This is a genomic window from Roseateles sp. GW821-FHT09H11 (genome assembly GCF_059415845.1).
Genome location: NZ_JBWKOA010000008.1, coordinates 229,278 through 246,208, shown reverse-complemented (window position 1 = coordinate 246,208; position 16,931 = coordinate 229,278). Strand labels below are relative to the sequence as shown.

Below are 16,931 nucleotides of genomic sequence, written 5' to 3'. Positions count from 1 at the left end.
GGGACATACCCGTAGCCCTCCCCTCTCCCATGAGCCGCATGGACCGAGGACATGGGGGACACCGCGAAGGCTTGGCTATCGGCTTTCGATGGCCCCGACGTCGCAGCGGCTGCGGGGCATCGGTCAGAATCCAAGACCTATGTCCGACCTCAACGCCTACATGACCGGCGTCGGCGAGGCGGCCCGCGCGGCCGCGACGCTGATGGCCGCCGCTCCGACCGCCGCCAGGAACCTCGCCCTCCAGGCGCTCGCGCGCCGCCTGCGCGAAGCGGGCCCGGCGCTCGCGACCGCGAACGAACGCGACCTCGCCGCGGCGACGGCGTCCGGCTTGGAAGCGCCGATGGTCGACCGCCTGCGCCTGACCGCGAAGGTGCTGGCCACCGTCGCCGAAGGCTGCGAGCAGATCGCCGCAATGCCTGACCCCATCGGCGAGATCACCGGCATGAAGCGCCGCCCGACCGGGATCAGCGTCGGCCAGATGCGGGTGCCGCTGGGCGTGTTCGGCATGATCTACGAGAGCCGCCCCAACGTGACCATCGAGGCCGCGTCGCTGGCGATCAAGAGCGGCAACGCCTGCATCCTGCGCGGCGGCTCCGAGGCGCTTCACAGCAACCTGGCGCTCGCGGCGCTGGTGGCGGACAGCCTCGAGGAAGCCGGCCTGCCGCGCGACGCGGTGCAGCTGATCAACACGACCGACCGCGCCGCGGTGGGTCTGCTGATCGCGATGCCCGCCTTCGTCGACGTCATCATCCCGCGCGGCGGCAAGGGCCTGATCGAGCGCATCAGCCGCGAGGCGCGCGTGCCGGTGATCAAGCACCTGGACGGCAACTGCCACAGCTACGTCGACGCCGAGGTCGACCTGGACCTGGCGGTGACCGTCGTCGACAACGCGAAGACGCAGAAGTACAGCCCCTGCAACGCGACCGAGTCGCTGCTGGTCCACGCGAAGCAGGCGGCGGATTTCCTGCCCCGCATCGGCATGGTGTTCGCGGCCAAGGGCGTGGAGATGCGCGGCTGCGAGCGCACGCTGGCGCTGCTGGAAGCGGTGCCGCGCGACCTGCTCAAGCCCGCGACGCCCGAGGACTGGGACACCGAGTACCTCGCGCCCATCATCAGCATCAAGGTCGTGGACTCGCTCGACGAGGCCATCGCGCACGTCAACCGGCATGGCTCGCACCACACCGACGCGATCCTGACGACCAACCACGTCAGCGCGATGCGCTTCCTGCGCGAGGTCGATTCGGCCAGCGTGATGGTCAACGCCAGCACGCGCTTCGCCGACGGCTTCGAGTACGGCCTGGGCGCGGAGATCGGCATCTCCACCGACAAGTTCCACGCCCGCGGCCCGGTGGGCCTGGAGGGACTGACGTCGATGAAATGGGTGGTGCTGGGTCAGGGCGAGATCAGGGGCTGATCCGGCCCGGGCCTCGACATCCGTGGGCAGGCCGGGACAGGCCAGGCCGGGCCAGGCCAGGCCGGGTCCCTGTCCCTGTCCCTGGCCCGATGCCGATGCCGATGCCGATGCCGGACCCGAGGGTCAGGGCATTCAGGGCATGTTCGACACGTACTCATCCTTCGGCGCGCTGATCCGGTAGACCGCCTGGAAGCGCTGCGTCTGGCCGGGTGACAGCGGCAATTCCCACATCTGGATCCCGGGACGATCGCGCCAGCCGGCCGTCGTCACCGGCGGCGTGAATTGCGTCTGCACGCGGACGTCCTCATGGTCCGGCACTGGCGCGGCCTCCAGGACCTGCAAGGTGACCGGGCGGCTGCGCAGGTTCTCGACCTGCCACTGACGCGTCAGCACGACCTCGCGACGCGAGCCGATGAAGCCGCCGTTGGCGCCCTCGCGCTTGTCGGGTTCGACCCGCACGCGCAGCCGGTCGTCGAGACCGAAGGGCAAGGTCCAGGTCTTCTCGGTGCCGAACTGCAGCGGCACCTGCCCGATGAGCGCGTTGTCGCGGAACAGCTGCACCGGCCCCGTCGGCCACGAGCCCTGCGGACGCGGCAGCTCGGCGACGAGGTAGGCCGCCGGCTCGGTCTTGGGCTGCACGCGGGCGAGCAGGCGCGCCTCCGCGGTCGTCCGACCGAGGCTGACCGTCGATACCGCGCCATCGGCACGCAGCGTGACGCGCTGCGGCAGGTCGTATTCGGCGCCGAACTCGCCCTCGAAGACGCTCGGATCGAAGCTCAACGGCACCACCCGGGCGCCGGTGACCTCGACCTTCATGTCCGCCATCGCGGGCGCCATGGCCATGGCCGGCGCCGGAGACTCCCGGAAAAGACCGCGCGCGCTTGGTTTCGGGCGGTCGAGCTCCAGCGTCCACGGCTGCAGCGGATCGACCGCCACGCTCTGACGGGGTCGCACGGTCGACAACTTCAGCTTCACGTCGGTCCAGTCCTCGCCGCTGTTCTGCGCGATCTGCGCGAGACGCTCGATGGCGAGACCACCGGTCGCTGTGTCCAGCCGCGCACGGTACTGCGGCTGCCAGCCGGCGCCGCTCAGCCGGTACGACAGGCCGATGTCGCCGCCCTCGCCTGTCGAGAGGCGCAGCGTCACCACGGACACCTGGCTGGAGGCCGTCGGCGCCGCGGCCTTCGCCGCCGTGAGGTCGTTGCCGATGTCGGTCAGCCGCTCCTTCAGCGCCTGGCGTTTCAGCGTCAATTCCTGGGCGTTGCGCCGCAGGGCTTCGAGGCTCGTGGCCAGCGCCGCGCCGGGCTTGGCCTCGCGATCCGACAGACCCTTCAGATAACCGAGCGCCAAGTCGACGCCGGCGATCTCGGCTTCGACGGCGTCGCGCTGCTGCTCGACCTCGCGGACGCGCGGATCGCGCTGGCGACATTCCGGCAGGGAGTCGCGCGGCACGCGATCGATCTTGAGTTCGCCGAGGTTGATGCCCGGGGCGGCCTGCACCTGGATCGCATCGCGCTCCAGACCCGCCGGCAGGCACGCGAAGCGCGCCTGCGTTGCGCCGGCCGGCACGCGCGTGGCGCGCTCCACCTGGGCGCCGCCGGGATAGAGCAGCACCTGGGCGATCGCGGACGCGCCCTGCGGCGTCGCGCCTGCGGACGGGCCCGTCGCCGCGGTTGCCGGAGCACTGAACGCGGCGACGCCGGCAGCGGCGATGACCGACATCATGAACACTCGTTGCATTGCTTTTCCTCCTGGAGGCGGACGACGCTATCACGGTGCTGGCACACTTCCGGCCTGCCGCATTCCCTGTCAACCGCTGGTCCCCTGGCTACCATTTCCCCATGTCCGACGCCGCCACCGCCCCGATTCCCGCTGTCCATGCCTCGCGCCGCAAGGCGTTGGTGCTGTTCTCCGGCGGCCAGGATTCCACCGCCTGCCTGGCCTGGGCGCTGGACCGCTTCGCCGAGGTCGAGACCCTGGGCTTCGACTACGGCCAGCGCCACCGCGTCGAGCTCGACTGCCGCCGGACCGTGCGCGCGCAGATCACCGCGCAGTTCCCGCGGTGGGCCGCCAAGCTCGGCGAGGATCACCTGCTCGACCTGAGCCTGCTGGGCCAGATCTCCGACACCGCGCTGACGCAGGAGCGCGCGATCGAGCTGCAGGCCAACGGCCTGCCGAATACCTTCGTGCCGGGGCGCAACCTGCTGTTCCTGACCTTCGCCGCGACGCTGGCCTACCGCCGCGGCGCGTCGGTGCTGGTCGGCGGCATGTGCGAGACCGACTTCTCCGGCTACCCCGACTGCCGCGACAACACGCTCAAGGCCTTGCAGGTCGCGCTGAGCCTGGGCCTGGACACGCCGATGACGCTGGACACGCCGCTGATGTTCCTGACCAAGGCGCAGACCTGGGCGTTGACGGAGTCGCTCGGCGGCGAGGCCTTCAACGAGCTGATCATCGAACACACCCACACCTGCTACCTCGGCGAGCGCAAGACCCGGCACGCCTGGGGCTGGGGCTGCGGTCACTGCCCGGCCTGCGAGCTGCGCGCCAAGGGCTGGAACGAGTTCCAGGTCGCCAAGTCGTCGGCCGGTCCGGCCGTCGCTCCGTGATCCCCGTCAGCGCCGTCAGCGCAGCCAGCACCGTGCAGGCGATTCACTGGAACTGGTGGCTGTGGGGCCTGGCCGCGGTGCTGGCCTTCTGGAGCATCGGCGCCTACAACCGCGTGATGCTGCTCCGCAATGAGATCGGGAAGGCCTACGCGCAGCTGGATGACGCGCTGACGCGCCGTTTCGCCCACGGCGATCTGCTGCTGGAACGGCTGCGCGAGCGTCTGCCCAGCGAGCAGGCCAGCCTGGACGCGCTGGCCTCGACGCAGGCCGAGGCCCGGGCCGCCGCGCAGGCGGTGCGCGCCAAGCCCTATGCGGCGGATCCGGTGGCGCTGCTGGCGGTGGCCGCCGCCGTGCACGGCGCGGCGCTGACGCGGATGGTGTCGCTGGTCGAGCACCACGCGGAGTTGAGCGCCGATCCGGACCTCGGCGGCGCCGTCGACGAGCTGAAGATGATCGACCGCCAGCGGGCGTTCTCGCGGCAGGTCTTCAATCAGGCGGTCGACGCCTACAACGCGGCGATCCGGCAGTTCCCGACCCGCGTGCTGATGAGCTTCGTCGGCTTCAGCGAGGCCCGCAGCCTCTGAGCCGAAACGCGAAGGGCCCGCCAGGCGGGCCCTCGTCACCGATCGCGGGAGCGATCAGGCCTTCTTGTTCTTCATCAGCGCGAGGAACTCCGCGCGCAGCGTCGCATCCTTCAGGAACGAGCCGCGCATGACGCTGTTCGTCATCGTCGAGTCCATGTCCTTGACGCCGCGCCAGTGCATGCAGAAGTGGTCCGCATCCATCACGATCGCCAGACCGTCCGGCTTGACGCGGTCCTGCAGCTCGTTGGCCAGCATCACGACCGCCTCTTCCTGGATCTGCGGGCGGCTCATGATCCACTCGGTCAGCCGCACATACTTGGACAGGCCGATCAGGTTCGAGTGCTCGCTCGGCAGCAGGCCGATCCAGACCTTGCCGATGATCGGGCACAGGTGGTGCGAGCAGGCGCTGCGCACGGTGATCGGGCCGACGATCATCAGTTCGTTCAGACGCTCGGCGTTGGGAAACTCGGTCACCGGCGGCGGCGGCGCGTAGCGCCCGGCGAAGACCTCCTTCACGAACATCTTCGCCACCCGCTTGGCCGTCTCCTGCGTGTTGTGGTCGCTGTCGGTGTCGATCACCAGCGACTGCAGCACGTCCTGCATCCGCGCCTGCACCTCGGCCTGCAGTTGGTCGAGCTCGCCGGCCTCGATGAACTCGGCGATGTTGTCGTTGGCATGATGGCGCCGGCCCGCCTGGACCAGCCGGTAACGGATGCGGTCGGAAGCCGGCAGCGCTGCCAACTCTTCGGGGCTCAGGATGAGGGTGCTCGTCATGGGGCGGGATTGTCGCGGCATCTTCATGCCATTGCGAAAGCAAGGCTCTTGGGGGTAGCGGGGTCCCTGGCGAGGTGCAGGGTTCCTGGCGAGGTGCAGGGTTCCTGGCGAGGTGCAGGGTTCCTGGCGAGGTGCAGGGTTCCTGGCGAGGCACTTGCTGGCGGGAGGCCTGGCGCGGGCTCTCCACGACTCAGGGGGCATCCCTCCGGGAACCCCCAGAGTCATTCCGGCCCCACAAGCGCACGCTGCCTTCGCCACTAAACTCCACCGGTGTCTGCCCCCTCTTCTCCTTCTCCTTCCTCGTCCAAGAACGCCGTGTCCGGCGGCGCCCCGCCACTCCACCGGCTGCTGGCCGGTGCGGCCGATGCGGTCCAGTCCGTGCGCGACGGCCACTCGCTGACCGAGTGGATCGCCCGTTCTCCCGCCGATATCCGCCCCGGCGTGCAGGCGCTGAGCTTCACCGTGTTGCGCCGCCTGGGTGCGGCGCAGGCGGTGCGCGCGGCGCTCGCTCCGAAGAACCCGCCGCCGCGCGTGGACGCGCTGCTGGTGACCGCGCTGGCGCTGCTCTGGCCCGGCGAAACCGCGTACGCCGATCACACGCTGGTGGATCAGGCCGTGCATGCGGTGCGGCAGCGCGCGCCCAACAGCGCGGGCTTCGTCAATGCGGTGCTGCGGCGCTTCCTGCGCGAGCGGGAGGCGCTGGTCGCCGCCGCCGAAGCGGATCCCGTCGCCCGCTTCAACCATCCGCGCTGGTGGCAGGACCGCCTTCGCAACGACTGGCCCGCCCAGTGGCAAGGCCTGCTGCAGGCCAACCAGCAGAAGCCGCCGATGACCCTGCGGGTCAATCCGGCGCACGACGACCTGGACGGCTACCTCGCCCGCCTGCGCGAGGCCGGCATCGCCGCGCACCCGGCAGGCCCGCTGTTCCCGCAGGCCGTCGTGCTCGACGAGCCGCGGCCGGTCCAGGCCCTGCCCGGCTTCGATGGCGGACATGCCTCGGTCCAGGACGCGTCCGCGCAGTTGGCCGCACCGCTGGTGCTGGGCCGCCGGCGCCCGCAAGACCTGTCCCCGGACGAGGCGTGGCCCGAGCTCGGCGAAGGCGCGCGGGTGCTGGACGCCTGTGCCGCGCCGGGCGGAAAGACGGCCCACCTGCAGGAACTCGCCGGCAACCGCCTCGATCTGCTGGCTTTGGACGCCGATGCCAAGCGGCTGGAACGGGTGAGTCAGAACCTGCAGCGCCTGAAGCTCGACGGCGCCGTGAAGGCCGCCGACGCCCGCGACACCGCCGCCTGGTGGGACGGCCGCCCGTTCGACGCCATCCTGCTGGACGCGCCCTGCAGCGCGTCGGGCATCGTGCGCCGGCATCCGGATGTGCGATGGCTGCGCCGGCCGGACGACATTCCGTCGCTCGCACGCATCCAGTCCGAATTGCTCGAGGCGCTGTGGCCGCTGCTCAAGCCAGGCGGGCGGCTGGTTTACGCGACCTGCTCGGTCTTCAAGGCCGAAGGCCAGGACCAGATCGACGCGTTTTTGCAACGCCATGGCGATGCGCGGTCGCGTCAGTTCGACCAGGGGGCCGGGCATCTGCTGCCGCTCGCAGACAATGGTCCGCAGGACTCCGCATCTGGCGCGGCGGCCGTCACCGACGGCTTCTATTACGCGCTGCTGCAGAAGACCTGACCCGAGAACTTCCCCCCTGCATCCGTCCGCGTGTCCCCGCCGTCCCGTCCCGTTCCGCTGCGTTCCTGGTGGCAGCGCCTGACCCTGGTCGGCGCGCTGCTGGCCTTGCACGGCTGGGCGCTGGCCCAGGGCGTGGCCTTGCAGGCGCTGAACGCGGAACGCGTCGAGGACGGCCTGGCCGTCAGTTTCAGCACCCGCTTCGAGTTGCCCCGGCAGGCCGAGGAGGCGCTGCTCAAGGGCGTGGCGATCTACTTCGTCGCCGAGATCCAGGTCTTGCGCAACCGCTGGTACTGGCGCGATGCGCGTGTCGCCCAGGCCAGCCGGACCTGGCGACTGACCTGGCAGCCGCTGACCCGGCAATACCGCGTCAGCACCGGCGGCCTGCACCAGAGCTTCGACACGCTCGGCGAGGCGATCTCGTCGCTGCGTGGCGTGTCCGGCTGGCGCGTGGCCGAGACCAAGGACATCGAGGACGATGGCCGCTATTACCTGGAGTTCAGCTACAAGCTGGACACCGCGCAGCTCCCGCGGCCGATGCAGATCGGGCTGGGCGGCAGCCAGGGCTGGGCCTTGAGCGTCGACCGCAATCTCACGCTGACGCTGGAGGCGCCGTCCACGCCGCCCCCCAACCGGCCGCAGCCTTGAACAGGCAGACCTTGCCGTCGTCTTCCTCCGTCGTTTTTCCGATCCCCCTGTTTCAGCAAGGACCCTGACCCGTGACCAAGTCGGCGCGCCTGGCGTGGTTGATCTCCGTGACCGCGATCGCGGGTGCCAGCGGCATGCTGGCCTTCCTGCTGTCCATCAGCACGACCGCGCAGCGCGGCTTCCTGGAGCGCCATTACGTCTGGCTGTTCTGGGTCAACGTCGCGGTCGCCACCGCGCTGATCGTCGTCATCGGCGTCGCCGGCACGCGGCTCGCGCTGCGGGTGAAGCGCGGCCGCTTCGGCAGCCGCCTGCTGCTCAAGCTCGCGGGCATCTTCGCGATCGTCGGCGTGGTGCCAGGCTTGCTGATCTACACGGTCTCCTACCAGTTCGTGAACCGGAGCATCGAGAGCCTGTTCGACCAACGCCTCGCCAGCGCGCTGGAGGCGGGCCTGGCGCTGGGCCAGGACACGCTGGAGAACTTGCGCACCGAGCAGACCGTCCGCACCCGCGCCGCGGCCGAACGCTGGGAAGACGGCGCGCTGGCGCCACTGGCGCTGGAGCGGCTGCGCGATCAGCTGGGCGCGCGCAGCGTCGCCCTGGTCGCGGGCAACGGCCAGATCATGCTGTCCGCCGGCGGTGAGTCGAGCGAGATCCCCGCGCGGCCCAATTCCACGCTGATCTCGCAGGCGCGCAGCAACGGCATCGCCTCGCGGCTGGAAGGTCTGGAGGACGAGCAACTGGCGATGCAGGGCGAGGCGCGCATCCGCTCGCTGGCCCTGTTGCCGAGCAGCGCGCTGCAGCTGACCAACAGCGACCGCTATCTGATGGTCGTCAAGCAGATCTCCGGCAAGGTGATCAGCAACGCGCTGAACGTGTCGGCGGCGAACCAGGAATACCTGCAGCGCTCGCTGCTGCGCGACGGCCTGCGGCGCATGTACCTGGGCACGCTGACGCTGGTGCTGATCCTCGCGGTGTTCGCGGCGCTGCTGCTGGCGGTGGCGCTGTCCAACCAGCTGGTCCAGCCGCTGCTGCTGCTGGCCGAAGGCATGCGCGAGGTCGCGACCGGCGACCTGAAGGCCAAGCCGGTGTTCCGCTCGCGCGACGAGCTCGGCGGGCTGACGCGCTCGTTCGCGGACATGACGCAGCAGCTGGCCGACGCGCGCGCGCTGGTCGAGCACAGCGTGACCCAGCTCGAGAGCGCGCGCACGCACGTGCAGACCATCCTCGACAACCTGACGGCGGGCGTGATCGTGTTCGACGCCGATCGCCGCATCGAAACCGTCAACCCCGGCGCGACGCGCATCCTGAAGCTGCCGCTGTCGGCCTACGTGGGTCGGCCGCTGGAGGACCTGCCGGTGCTGGCGGTATTCGGCAAGGACATCTGGCAGCGCTTCGAACTGCAGAGCAGCCCCGAGGCCAGCGAGCGCGAGCACTGGCAGGATTCGTTCGAACTGCAGCTCGACGAGAAGACCGCGCTGACGCTGCTGGTGCGCGGCGCGCTGCTGCCGCAGGGCGCGCGACTGCTGGTGTTCGACGACATCAGCGAGGTCGTGTCGGCGCAGCGCTCCGCCGCCTGGAGCGAGGTGGCGCGGCGGCTCGCGCACGAGATCAAGAACCCGCTGACGCCGATCCAGCTGTCGGCGGAGCGCTTGCAGTTCAAGCTCGAGTCCAAGCTCGAAGGCACCGATCAGGCGATGCTGGTGCGCTCGGTGGGCACCATCGTCAACCAGGTCCAGGCGATGAAGCAGCTGGTCAACGAGTTCCGCGACTATGCGCGGCTGCCCGCGGCCAAGCTCTCGCCGCTGGACCTGAACGCGCTGGTCGCCGAGGTGCTGACGCTGTACGCCGAAGCCCAGGAGGCGGGGCAGCTGAAGGCGGACCTGGCGACCGATCCGCCGCTGATGATGGGCGACGCGCCGCAGCTGCGGCAGGTGATCCACAACCTCGTGCAGAACGCGCTGGATGCGGTCAGCCATCGCCCGGACGGCCACGTGACGGTGCGGACCCAGAAGTCGTTGACCGAAGCCGGCGAGCTGCGGGCGCTGCGGCTGGTGATCGTCGACAACGGGCCCGGTTTCGCCGAGAACGTGCTGAAGCGCGCCTTCGAGCCTTACGTCACGACCAAGACCAAGGGCACGGGGCTCGGGCTTGCCGTGGTGAAGAAAATCGCGGACGAGCACGGCGCTCGCATCCGCTTGGTGAATCTCCCAGCAGCCAGCGGCGCCGATCAGCCGCCGAGCGGCGCACAAGTTTCGTTATCATTTTCAAAACTCGCGACTGCACCGAGCCCTGCGCAGGACGCGCCTCGGCCGCGTGAACAGTAGGCATACATGGCAACCATTCTTGTTGTTGACGACGAACTGGGCATCCGCGCCCTCTTGTCCGAAATCCTCTCCGACGAGGGGCACACCATCGAACTCGCGCAGAACGCCCAGCAGGCGAGGGCGAGCCGCGAGCGCTCGCGTCCCGACCTTGTGCTGCTGGACATCTGGATGCCGGACGTCGACGGCATCACGCTGCTCAAGGAGTGGGGCAGCACCGGGCAGTTGACGATGCCGGTCATCATGATGAGCGGCCACGGCACGATCGACACGGCGGTCGAGGCGACCAAGTTCGGCGCGATGGCCTTCCTGGAAAAGCCGATCACGCTGCAGAAGCTGCTGCGCGCGGTCGAGCAGGCCCTGGTGAAGACCGCGCCCCGCCCGGCGCCGCCGGCGGCGCCGGTGATCGGGACGGCGATCGGCAACAGCTATCCGCGTCCGGAGACGCTGCCGCCCATCGCGGCCGGCACGCTGCCGGTCCAGACGGCCGGCCTGGCCCCGGTGACGCCGCTGCCGCATCAGGGCCTGGCTTCCGAACAGGTCTTCGAACTGGACCGCCCGCTGCGCGAGGCGCGCGATGCGTTCGAGAAGAGCTACTTCGAATTCCACCTGGCCAAGGAGAACGGCTCGATGACCCGCGTGGCCGAGAAGACCGGCCTGGAACGCACCCACCTGTATCGCAAGCTCAAGCAACTGGGCGTCGATTTGTCGAGAAACAAGCGAGGCAGCGGAATTTAGTGCTATAGTCGCTGTCTTCGTTGTTCGGCACAGGCCGCAAGACCTGGAACAACGGAGCGAGAGACACAGTCTCACGGCCAAGTAGCTCAGTTGGTAGAGCAGCGGATTGAAAATCCGCGTGTCGGTGGTTCGATTCCGCCCTTGGCCACCAGATTCAAGAAAGCCCGGCTCTGCCGGGCTTTCTGCTTTCTGCCTCGACGCGCCAGTCAGGCCATCGAGGGCACGGCTCCCGCCGCGCCTCAGCGCGTGATGATGTCCCGATGCATCGGCGCGAGCAGCGCCAGCAACCGGTTCTGCACCGCGAATGGCACCTGCTGATCGTCCATCGCGAACTGCAGGTCCTCGACCAACGCGTTGAAGTCGGCCTTGGTCAGCGCCAGGTGGGCGTGCGAGTTCTTCATCGTCTCGCCCTCGTACTTGCACGCGCCTCCGCTGAGCACGCAGAACTGGTTGCGCAGCGACTCCTTCAGCGCCTTCGGATTGACGCCATCGAACTTCTTCTGGATGCGCGGATCCGCATAGGCGCGATCGACCATGCCGTCGACGATCCGGGCGATGCCTTCATCGCCACCGAGCGAACGGTACAACGCATCGTCCGCCGCGTGCGCATGCACGCCCACGCCGATCAGCAGCGCCAGCGCGCTTGCCGTCCACAGTCTTCGAGCAGATCGCATCGTCCAGGCCTCCTCGTCGATTCGTCGTGATGGCGACTTGGCGTCGCGCCGGGATCAGTACGCGAACTGGATCGACCCGTAGACACCGCGCTGTCTCCGCGGCTGGATGCCGGGCACCACACGGCCGAGGTCCACGTAGGCCGCCGTCAGCGAGACGTGCTTGTTCGGCGCCCAGGCGACGAACACGTCCTTCCAGTCATCCTCGCGGAGCCCGTCGCCAAGGATCGACGGGTAGAGCTTGTCGGGCTTCATGCGGTACTCGGCGCCGATCGCCCACTGCTTGTTGATCAGGTACGCGACCGACACCTCGGGCATCAGCGAGTACCGGCTGCTCGCCGTGCCGCCGAAGCCCAGCAGACCGTTCTGGTTGGCCCGCGTCGCGCGCAAGGTCACGTTCACCAGCGTGCTCTGCGCCAGGAACAGCTTGGTGGCGCTCAGATAGACGTCAACGCCGTTGCGCTTCGCGCCGAGCGCGCTCAGCGTTGGCGCAAGGCCGCCGGCATCCAGATGCTTGTATTCGACACCGAGCGCGATCTGCGGCATCCAGGTGTCGGCGTCCAGCACGGCGTCTCCGCCCAGCCGGACCTTCGCACCGAAGATCGTCTGCTTCAGCTGGAGCCCCGGGAGACCCAGCGCAGCGCCTGTGCCGCCAGCGCTGAAATCCTGCTTCGCGATCGACAGCTCGGCGCGCTCGCCGAAGGCCACGGACGCGCCGTAGCCGGACAGGCTGTAGTCCTGCACCGGCAGGCGCGTGAAGTAGGCCGTGGCGCCGATCTGGCCGTTGGTGGCATAGCTGCCGGTCAGCGCCCAGGGGGTCAGGCCGCCACCGGCAGCGCCGTCGATGCTGCTCACCCCGCCGGTCAGCAGCAGCTTGCCCTGTGCCTGCGCGGCACAGGCCAGCGGCACGGCCAGCAGCAAGGGGACCAGCGATCGAAGCATCACCAGGCGCCGATGTTGGGCAGGGAGATCCACGGCTCGGCCGGCGGCAGCGCGGGGCCGTCCTGCAGCAGTTCGACCGAGATGTTGTCGGGCGAGCGCACGAAGGCCATGCGGCCGTCGCGCGGCGGACGGTTGATCGTCACGCCGGCGTCCATCAGCCGTTGGCAGGCGGCATAGATGTCCGGCACCGCGTAGGCCACGTGGCCGAAGTTGCGACCGCCGGTGTAGACCTCGGGATCCCAGTTGTAGGTGAGTTCGATCTGGGCATCCTCGTCACCGGGCGCGGCGAGATAGACCAGCGTGAAGCGGCCGGCCTCGTGCTCGCTGCGGCGCACTTCCTGCAGGCCGAGCGCGTCGCGGTAGAACTTCATGGACGCTTCGATGTCGGTCACTCGGACCATGGTGTGCAGATACTTCATGAGCGGTCGGCGGATGGCGTTGGAAGGAAGGGGAAGGGAATGATGCATTGTGGCCGCGGCGGGCCTGGTGCGCATGCGCCAGGGCCATGTGCGAGGACCGCCTCGGTGCGGCCACGACAAAAGAAAAGGCCCGCGTCAGCGGGCCTTCGTGCGAGCGGCGGGCTCGGAGGGTCAGGTCGCCTTCGGCGCCGCGTCGCCACCCTGCGCCTGCTGCGCCGCCTGGGCCAGGCGCTGCGTCAGTTCCTTGCGGAAGCGGTTCAACTCTTGGACGCTGGCGAAGCTGCGCTCCATCAGCAGGCTCATGTTGTGCAGGATGCGTTCGACCACCTTGTTCTCCCACACGGTGTCGAACTGGATCTGCTTGTCCAGCCAGCGCTCCAGCCATTCCGGATCGGGCAGGCGGCTCTGGATGGTGTCGCGCGGGAACAGCTTGGCGTTCACGTGCAGGTTGGTCGGATGCAGCGCCTGGGCCGTCCGGCGCGCGCTGGCCATCAGCACGCCGACCTTCGCGAACGCGGCCTTGGCCTCGTCGCCGAACTTGGTCATCGCGCGCTTCATGTAGCGCAGGTAGGCGCCGCCATGGCGGGCCTCGTCGCGCGACAGGGTCTCGTAGATCGCCTTGATGACCGGCTCGGTGTGCCATTCGGCGGCACGGCGGTACCAGTGGTTCAGGCGGATCTCGCCGCAGAAGTGCAGCATCAGCGTTTCCAGCGCGGGGGCCGGGTCGAACTCGAAGCGCACCTCGTGCAACTCCGCTTCGGTCGGCACCATGTCCGGACGGAAGCGGCGCAGGTACTCCATGAGCACCAGCGAGTGCTTCTGCTCCTCGAAGAACCAGACGCTCATGAAGGCCGAGAAGTCGCTGTCGTCCTTGTTGTCGCGCAGGAACATCTCCGTGGCAGGCAGCGCGGACCACTCGGTGATCGCGTTCATCTTGATCGTGCGCGCCTGGTCGTCGGTCAGCTTGGACGCGTCGAACTTGTCCCACGGGATATCCGTGTCCATGTTCCAGCGCACGGCCTCGAGTTGCTTGAAGAGTTCGGGATAAAGCATCTGTCTGCGTCCTGTTGAGCGCGGCGGATTCTACCGGTCGCACCATGACATTCCCTTACGCCATCCGCCCGTGGGGCGATCTGGCCTAATCGCGCTTCCAACGGACCTGAAGCCACGTTCGCTTCTTACGCAGCGCCGCAGCCTTCGGACCATCCGGATTTACCGATCCCAGGAGATAACGACATGACCCAGTCCTTCGGTTCCTTCTTCAGGCGAGCCGCGCTCCTGCTGGCGCTGGTGTCGCCGTTCGCCGCGACGTCCGCCCACGCCGCGCCCGCGGCCGAGACGACTGCATCGAGCGCCTCGTGCCCCGAACTGCTCAACCGGCAGATGCCCCGCCTGCAGGACGAGAAGCCGCAGGCGCTGTGCCAGTACGCCGGCAAGGTCGTGCTGGTGGTCAACACGGCCAGCTTCTGCGGCTACACGCCGCAGTACAAGGCGCTGGAAGCGCTGTCCGCGCGCTATGCGGAAAAGGGACTGGTGGTGCTCGGTTTTCCCTCCGGTGACTTCGGCAACCAGGAGTACGGCAGCAACAAGGAGATCGCCGAGTTCTGCGAGAACACCTTCAACGTGAAATTCCCGATGTTCAGCAAGAGCAACGTGGCCGCCGGAAAAGCCGATCTGAATCCGCTGTTCGCCGACCTGGCCAAGCGCACGGGTCAGGCGCCGAAGTGGAATTTCCACAAGTACCTGATCTCGCGCGACGGCAAGCAGGTCATGAGCTTCGCGTCCGGCGTGAGCCCCGACAGCACCCAGTTCACCCAGGCCGTGGAAAAGCTGGTCGCGCAACCGCAGTGATGAGTGCGCTGAGCCACTGAATCGGAAAACCTGCTCCTGCGCCTCATTTTCTCTCGAAAAAACTGATCTCAGGGCGCGGGGTTGGGCAATCGGTGCGCCTGTAGCGAAGGCTCGTCATCACCCTGAAAACTGTCCCGGCTAGGCGGGACAACAGTGACAGTTGCTCACTTATTCGTTCATCGATGGGATGACATCGACGGCGATGCGCTGCACCATGACGGCTCGTTCAACACATCGCTGACGACAAACGCCAGCGCCAACAGCCGGTAGCAGCGGTCCCTTTGGGGACGCTTAAACGGGCCGGAAGGCGCAGCGGTTCAGGAGGGCATTCCGGGTTTCCACCGATCCCGGCAGCGATGGGAGTAAAGTCAACGCATCCACTTTCAGCCGCAAGACCTGCTTCCTCGTGAAGCTGCAATCCCGAGGCCTTTCTCCTCCTCCTCCCTCCCTCCCTCGTTGGCCAGGGGCGTCTTGAGGCTACTTTTATACCCAGGGCTTCCGCATCGCGGAGGCCCTTTGTATTTCAGCCTTGCAGACGCCTCCCTGGCTCGCAAGAGCCTGGGCGGACTAGGACGGGATCAGGCGAGCCAGCCCTTGCGGCGGAAGTAGATGAAGGGGGCGGTGACCGACGCGACCATCAGTCCGAGCGCGAAGACGTAGCCGTACTTCCAGTGGAGCTCCGGCATGCCGTCGAAGTTCATGCCGTAGACGCTGGCGATCAGCGTCGGAGGCAGCAGTGCCACGCTCGCGACCGAGAAGATCTTGATGATCTTGTTCTGGTTGATGTTGATGAAGCCGACCGTGGCGTCCATCAGGAAGTTGATCTTGTCGAAGAGGAAGGCCGTGTGCGAATCGAGCGAGTCGATGTCGCGCAGGATCTGCCGGGATTCCTCGAACTGCTCGGCGTTGAGCATGCGGCTGCGCATCATGAAGCTGACCGCGCGGCGCGTGTCCATCACGTTGCGCCGGATGCGACCGTTCAGGTCTTCCTCGCGCGCGATGGCGGCGAGCACCGCGCCGGCCTCGGTGTCGTTGACGTCCTTCTTCAGCACGCGCGCGCTGACCTTCTCGAGGTTGTCGTAGATGCCCTCGAGCACGTCGGCGGAGTACTCCGCATCCGCGTCGTAGAGCTTGAGCAGCACGTCCTTGGCGTCCTCGATCAGGGCGGGGATGCGACGCGCGCGCAGGCGCAGCAGGCGGAACACCGGCAGATCCTCGTTGTGGACCGAGAACAGTACGTTGTTGAACAGGATGAAGGCCACGCGCACATTGCGCGGCGCCTCCATGTCGTCGATCAGGAAGTCGGAGCGGATGTGCAGCTCGCCGTTGTCCTCCTCGTAGAAGCGGGCGGACTCCTCCAGATCCTCGTCGACGATGTCCTCGGGGATCACCAGGCCGAAGCGTTCGCGGATCCAGTCCTTCTCCTCCGGCGTGGGCGACTCCAGGTCGACCCAGACCGGGTCACGACCGTCGTCCGTGCGCGCGAGCAGTTCGGCGGCGGTCGCGATCTCCTCCTGGACCATGCCTCCCTTGAGGCGGCCGTTGTCCAGCGTGAAAACATTGAGCATGCAGGTCCTTCGTCGGCGGTGACGCGCTCTGGCGAACGCGCAAGCCGGAGTGCGCGTTGACGGATCCTCGGGATCGTCGCGGCGCAGGAAGTTGTCGGGGAGCGGGCGGCGCCGGGACAGCGGCGCGCGCGGAATGCAGGTCGAAGGTGGCCCGTCTCACTCCGGACAAGCGTCGCGGCGGCGTTGGCGCGGTGACGCTGAACGCTCAGGGGCTGCGGCGGATTGACGCTGGAGTGGATGGCCACCGAGGGTGGTCGCTGTCCAAGGGGAACTCCAGTAATCGGGACGCGGAATTATCACATCGCGCTCTCGGGAGCGGCAAGGAAGAGCGCCTCGGAGCGTCCGCCGCACAACACCCAGCATTCGAGCACGGACCTCGCCATGCCGCAAGGCGGGAATATTCGCCCCCAAACCTTGCTTTTGATCACTTGCCCGAGCCCCGGATCGGGAGCAGACTGGCCTCGTCTTCTTCATCGATGTCGCCTCAGAACCCGCATGCCATCGGCCCTCGCGGCCTTCCGGGTCCCTCGCGGACCGTTCATTCCGACGCCATCCTCTGATCCCCCATCCGCTTCCCGCACGCTTCCGACTCCCTGTCGGCGGCGTGGCCTTCCACCCACATCGATTTCCCCACCGCCTCAAGGCACAAAGACCCCCAAGACCCTGAACCGCTCTTTTCCCGCGGCATCCGCCGCCGACTCCGACACCGTTTCCG

Annotated in this window: 15 protein-coding genes and 1 tRNA gene; 9 read left to right on the top strand and 7 right to left on the bottom strand. The window is 68.1% G+C overall.

The window, feature by feature from the left end; genetic code table 11:
• The first annotated feature begins 139 nt into the window (after positions 1-139).
• On the top strand, positions 140-1,414 hold the full coding sequence (locus AC07PR_RS25265; protein WP_483108071.1) for a glutamate-5-semialdehyde dehydrogenase: 1,275 nt from the start codon (positions 140-142) through the stop codon (positions 1,412-1,414).
• Between the two features lie 132 nt (positions 1,415-1,546).
• Here AC07PR_RS25265 and AC07PR_RS25260 read toward each other — a convergent pair whose 3' ends face one another.
• Positions 1,547-3,154 (bottom strand): DUF4139 domain-containing protein, encoded by a 1,608-nt coding sequence (locus AC07PR_RS25260; RefSeq protein WP_495136931.1) that lies wholly within the window; start codon positions 3,152-3,154, stop codon positions 1,547-1,549.
• 101 nt (positions 3,155-3,255) lie between these two features.
• On the opposite strand from AC07PR_RS25260, the gene queC reads away from it, so the two are divergent.
• Together queC and AC07PR_RS25250 are read left to right on the top strand one after the other, a co-directional pair.
• Positions 3,256-4,023, top strand: coding sequence for a 7-cyano-7-deazaguanine synthase QueC (gene queC / locus AC07PR_RS25255; protein WP_495136930.1), 768 nt, complete (start codon positions 3,256-3,258; stop codon positions 4,021-4,023).
• Positions 4,020-4,607, top strand: a complete 588-nt coding sequence (locus AC07PR_RS25250) for a LemA family protein (RefSeq protein ID WP_431100549.1) — start codon at positions 4,020-4,022, stop codon at positions 4,605-4,607. The genes queC and AC07PR_RS25250 overlap by 4 nt, the downstream gene beginning before the upstream one ends.
• Positions 4,608-4,661: 54 nt before the next feature.
• On the opposite strand, the gene folE is transcribed toward AC07PR_RS25250, so the two are convergent.
• Positions 4,662-5,381, bottom strand: coding sequence for a GTP cyclohydrolase I (gene folE / locus AC07PR_RS25245; protein WP_377159449.1), 720 nt, complete (start codon positions 5,379-5,381; stop codon positions 4,662-4,664).
• 270 nt (positions 5,382-5,651) lie between these two features.
• On the opposite strand from folE, the gene rsmB reads away from it, so the two are divergent.
• The 5 genes from rsmB to AC07PR_RS25220 all read left to right on the top strand — a co-directional run bounded on the left by rsmB (position 5,652) and on the right by AC07PR_RS25220 (position 10,916).
• Entirely contained in the window at positions 5,652-7,061 is a 1,410-nt protein-coding gene (rsmB, locus tag AC07PR_RS25240) for a 16S rRNA (cytosine(967)-C(5))-methyltransferase RsmB (protein WP_495136929.1), read from the top strand.
• Between the two features lie 30 nt (positions 7,062-7,091).
• Positions 7,092-7,706, top strand: a complete 615-nt coding sequence (locus tag AC07PR_RS25235; RefSeq protein ID WP_495136928.1) for a DUF4390 domain-containing protein — start codon at positions 7,092-7,094, stop codon at positions 7,704-7,706.
• Between the two features lie 71 nt (positions 7,707-7,777).
• Positions 7,778-10,030: a sensor histidine kinase gene (locus AC07PR_RS25230; protein WP_483108075.1), complete on the top strand. Its 2,253-nt coding sequence runs from the start codon at positions 7,778-7,780 to the stop codon at positions 10,028-10,030.
• A 6-nt stretch (positions 10,031-10,036) separates the two neighbouring features.
• Positions 10,037-10,765: a response regulator gene (locus tag AC07PR_RS25225; protein WP_377159443.1), complete on the top strand. Its 729-nt coding sequence runs from the start codon at positions 10,037-10,039 to the stop codon at positions 10,763-10,765.
• Positions 10,766-10,840: 75 nt separating this feature from the next.
• Positions 10,841-10,916 (top strand) — tRNA-Phe (locus AC07PR_RS25220).
• A gap of 88 nt (positions 10,917-11,004) precedes the next feature.
• On the opposite strand, the gene AC07PR_RS25215 is transcribed toward AC07PR_RS25220, so the two are convergent.
• The 4 genes from AC07PR_RS25215 to AC07PR_RS25200 form a co-directional block, all read right to left on the bottom strand.
• Positions 11,005-11,439, bottom strand: a complete 435-nt coding sequence (locus tag AC07PR_RS25215; protein ID WP_483108076.1) for a group I truncated hemoglobin — start codon at positions 11,437-11,439, stop codon at positions 11,005-11,007.
• A 54-nt stretch (positions 11,440-11,493) separates the two neighbouring features.
• Positions 11,494-12,378: a DUF3034 family protein gene (locus AC07PR_RS25210; protein ID WP_495136927.1), complete on the bottom strand. Its 885-nt coding sequence runs from the start codon at positions 12,376-12,378 to the stop codon at positions 11,494-11,496.
• Positions 12,378-12,797, bottom strand: a complete 420-nt coding sequence (locus AC07PR_RS25205; protein WP_483108078.1) for a VOC family protein — start codon at positions 12,795-12,797, stop codon at positions 12,378-12,380. Before AC07PR_RS25205 ends, AC07PR_RS25210 begins: the two co-directional genes overlap by 1 nt.
• 171 nt (positions 12,798-12,968) lie before the next feature.
• The gene (locus AC07PR_RS25200; RefSeq protein WP_377159433.1) at positions 12,969-13,850 is read right to left on the bottom strand and encodes a ferritin family protein; all 882 of its coding nucleotides are present in this window, start codon (positions 13,848-13,850) and stop codon (positions 12,969-12,971) included.
• Positions 13,851-14,033: 183 nt separating this feature from the next.
• On the opposite strand from AC07PR_RS25200, the gene AC07PR_RS25195 reads away from it, so the two are divergent.
• On the top strand, positions 14,034-14,648 hold the full coding sequence (locus AC07PR_RS25195) for a glutathione peroxidase (RefSeq protein WP_495136926.1): 615 nt from the start codon (positions 14,034-14,036) through the stop codon (positions 14,646-14,648).
• A gap of 578 nt (positions 14,649-15,226) precedes the next feature.
• On the opposite strand, the gene corA is transcribed toward AC07PR_RS25195, so the two are convergent.
• A complete protein-coding gene (gene corA / locus AC07PR_RS25190; protein ID WP_067281145.1) occupies positions 15,227-16,216 on the bottom strand; it encodes a magnesium/cobalt transporter CorA in 990 nt (329 codons plus the stop codon).
• Positions 16,217-16,931: the final 715 nt, after the last annotated feature.

Excerpts from the sequence above, each read along its gene's own strand:
- AC07PR_RS25265 (WP_483108071.1), top strand. The coding sequence starts at position 140 with ATGTCCGACCTCAACGCCTACATGACCGGCGTCGGCGAGGCGGCCCGC.
- AC07PR_RS25215 (WP_483108076.1), bottom strand. The coding sequence starts at position 11,439 with ATGCGATCTGCTCGAAGACTGTGGACGGCAAGCGCGCTGGCGCTGCTG.
- AC07PR_RS25260 (WP_495136931.1), bottom strand. The coding sequence starts at position 3,154 with ATGCAACGAGTGTTCATGATGTCGGTCATCGCCGCTGCCGGCGTCGCC.
- AC07PR_RS25200 (WP_377159433.1), bottom strand. The coding sequence starts at position 13,850 with ATGCTTTATCCCGAACTCTTCAAGCAACTCGAGGCCGTGCGCTGGAAC.
- folE (WP_377159449.1), bottom strand. The coding sequence starts at position 5,381 with ATGACGAGCACCCTCATCCTGAGCCCCGAAGAGTTGGCAGCGCTGCCG.
- AC07PR_RS25195 (WP_495136926.1), top strand. The coding sequence starts at position 14,034 with ATGACCCAGTCCTTCGGTTCCTTCTTCAGGCGAGCCGCGCTCCTGCTG.
- AC07PR_RS25210 (WP_495136927.1), bottom strand. The coding sequence starts at position 12,378 with ATGCTTCGATCGCTGGTCCCCTTGCTGCTGGCCGTGCCGCTGGCCTGT.
- AC07PR_RS25225 (WP_377159443.1), top strand. The coding sequence starts at position 10,037 with ATGGCAACCATTCTTGTTGTTGACGACGAACTGGGCATCCGCGCCCTC.
- corA (WP_067281145.1), bottom strand. The coding sequence starts at position 16,216 with ATGCTCAATGTTTTCACGCTGGACAACGGCCGCCTCAAGGGAGGCATG.
- AC07PR_RS25205 (WP_483108078.1), bottom strand. The coding sequence starts at position 12,797 with ATGAAGTATCTGCACACCATGGTCCGAGTGACCGACATCGAAGCGTCC.
- queC (WP_495136930.1), top strand. The coding sequence starts at position 3,256 with ATGTCCGACGCCGCCACCGCCCCGATTCCCGCTGTCCATGCCTCGCGC.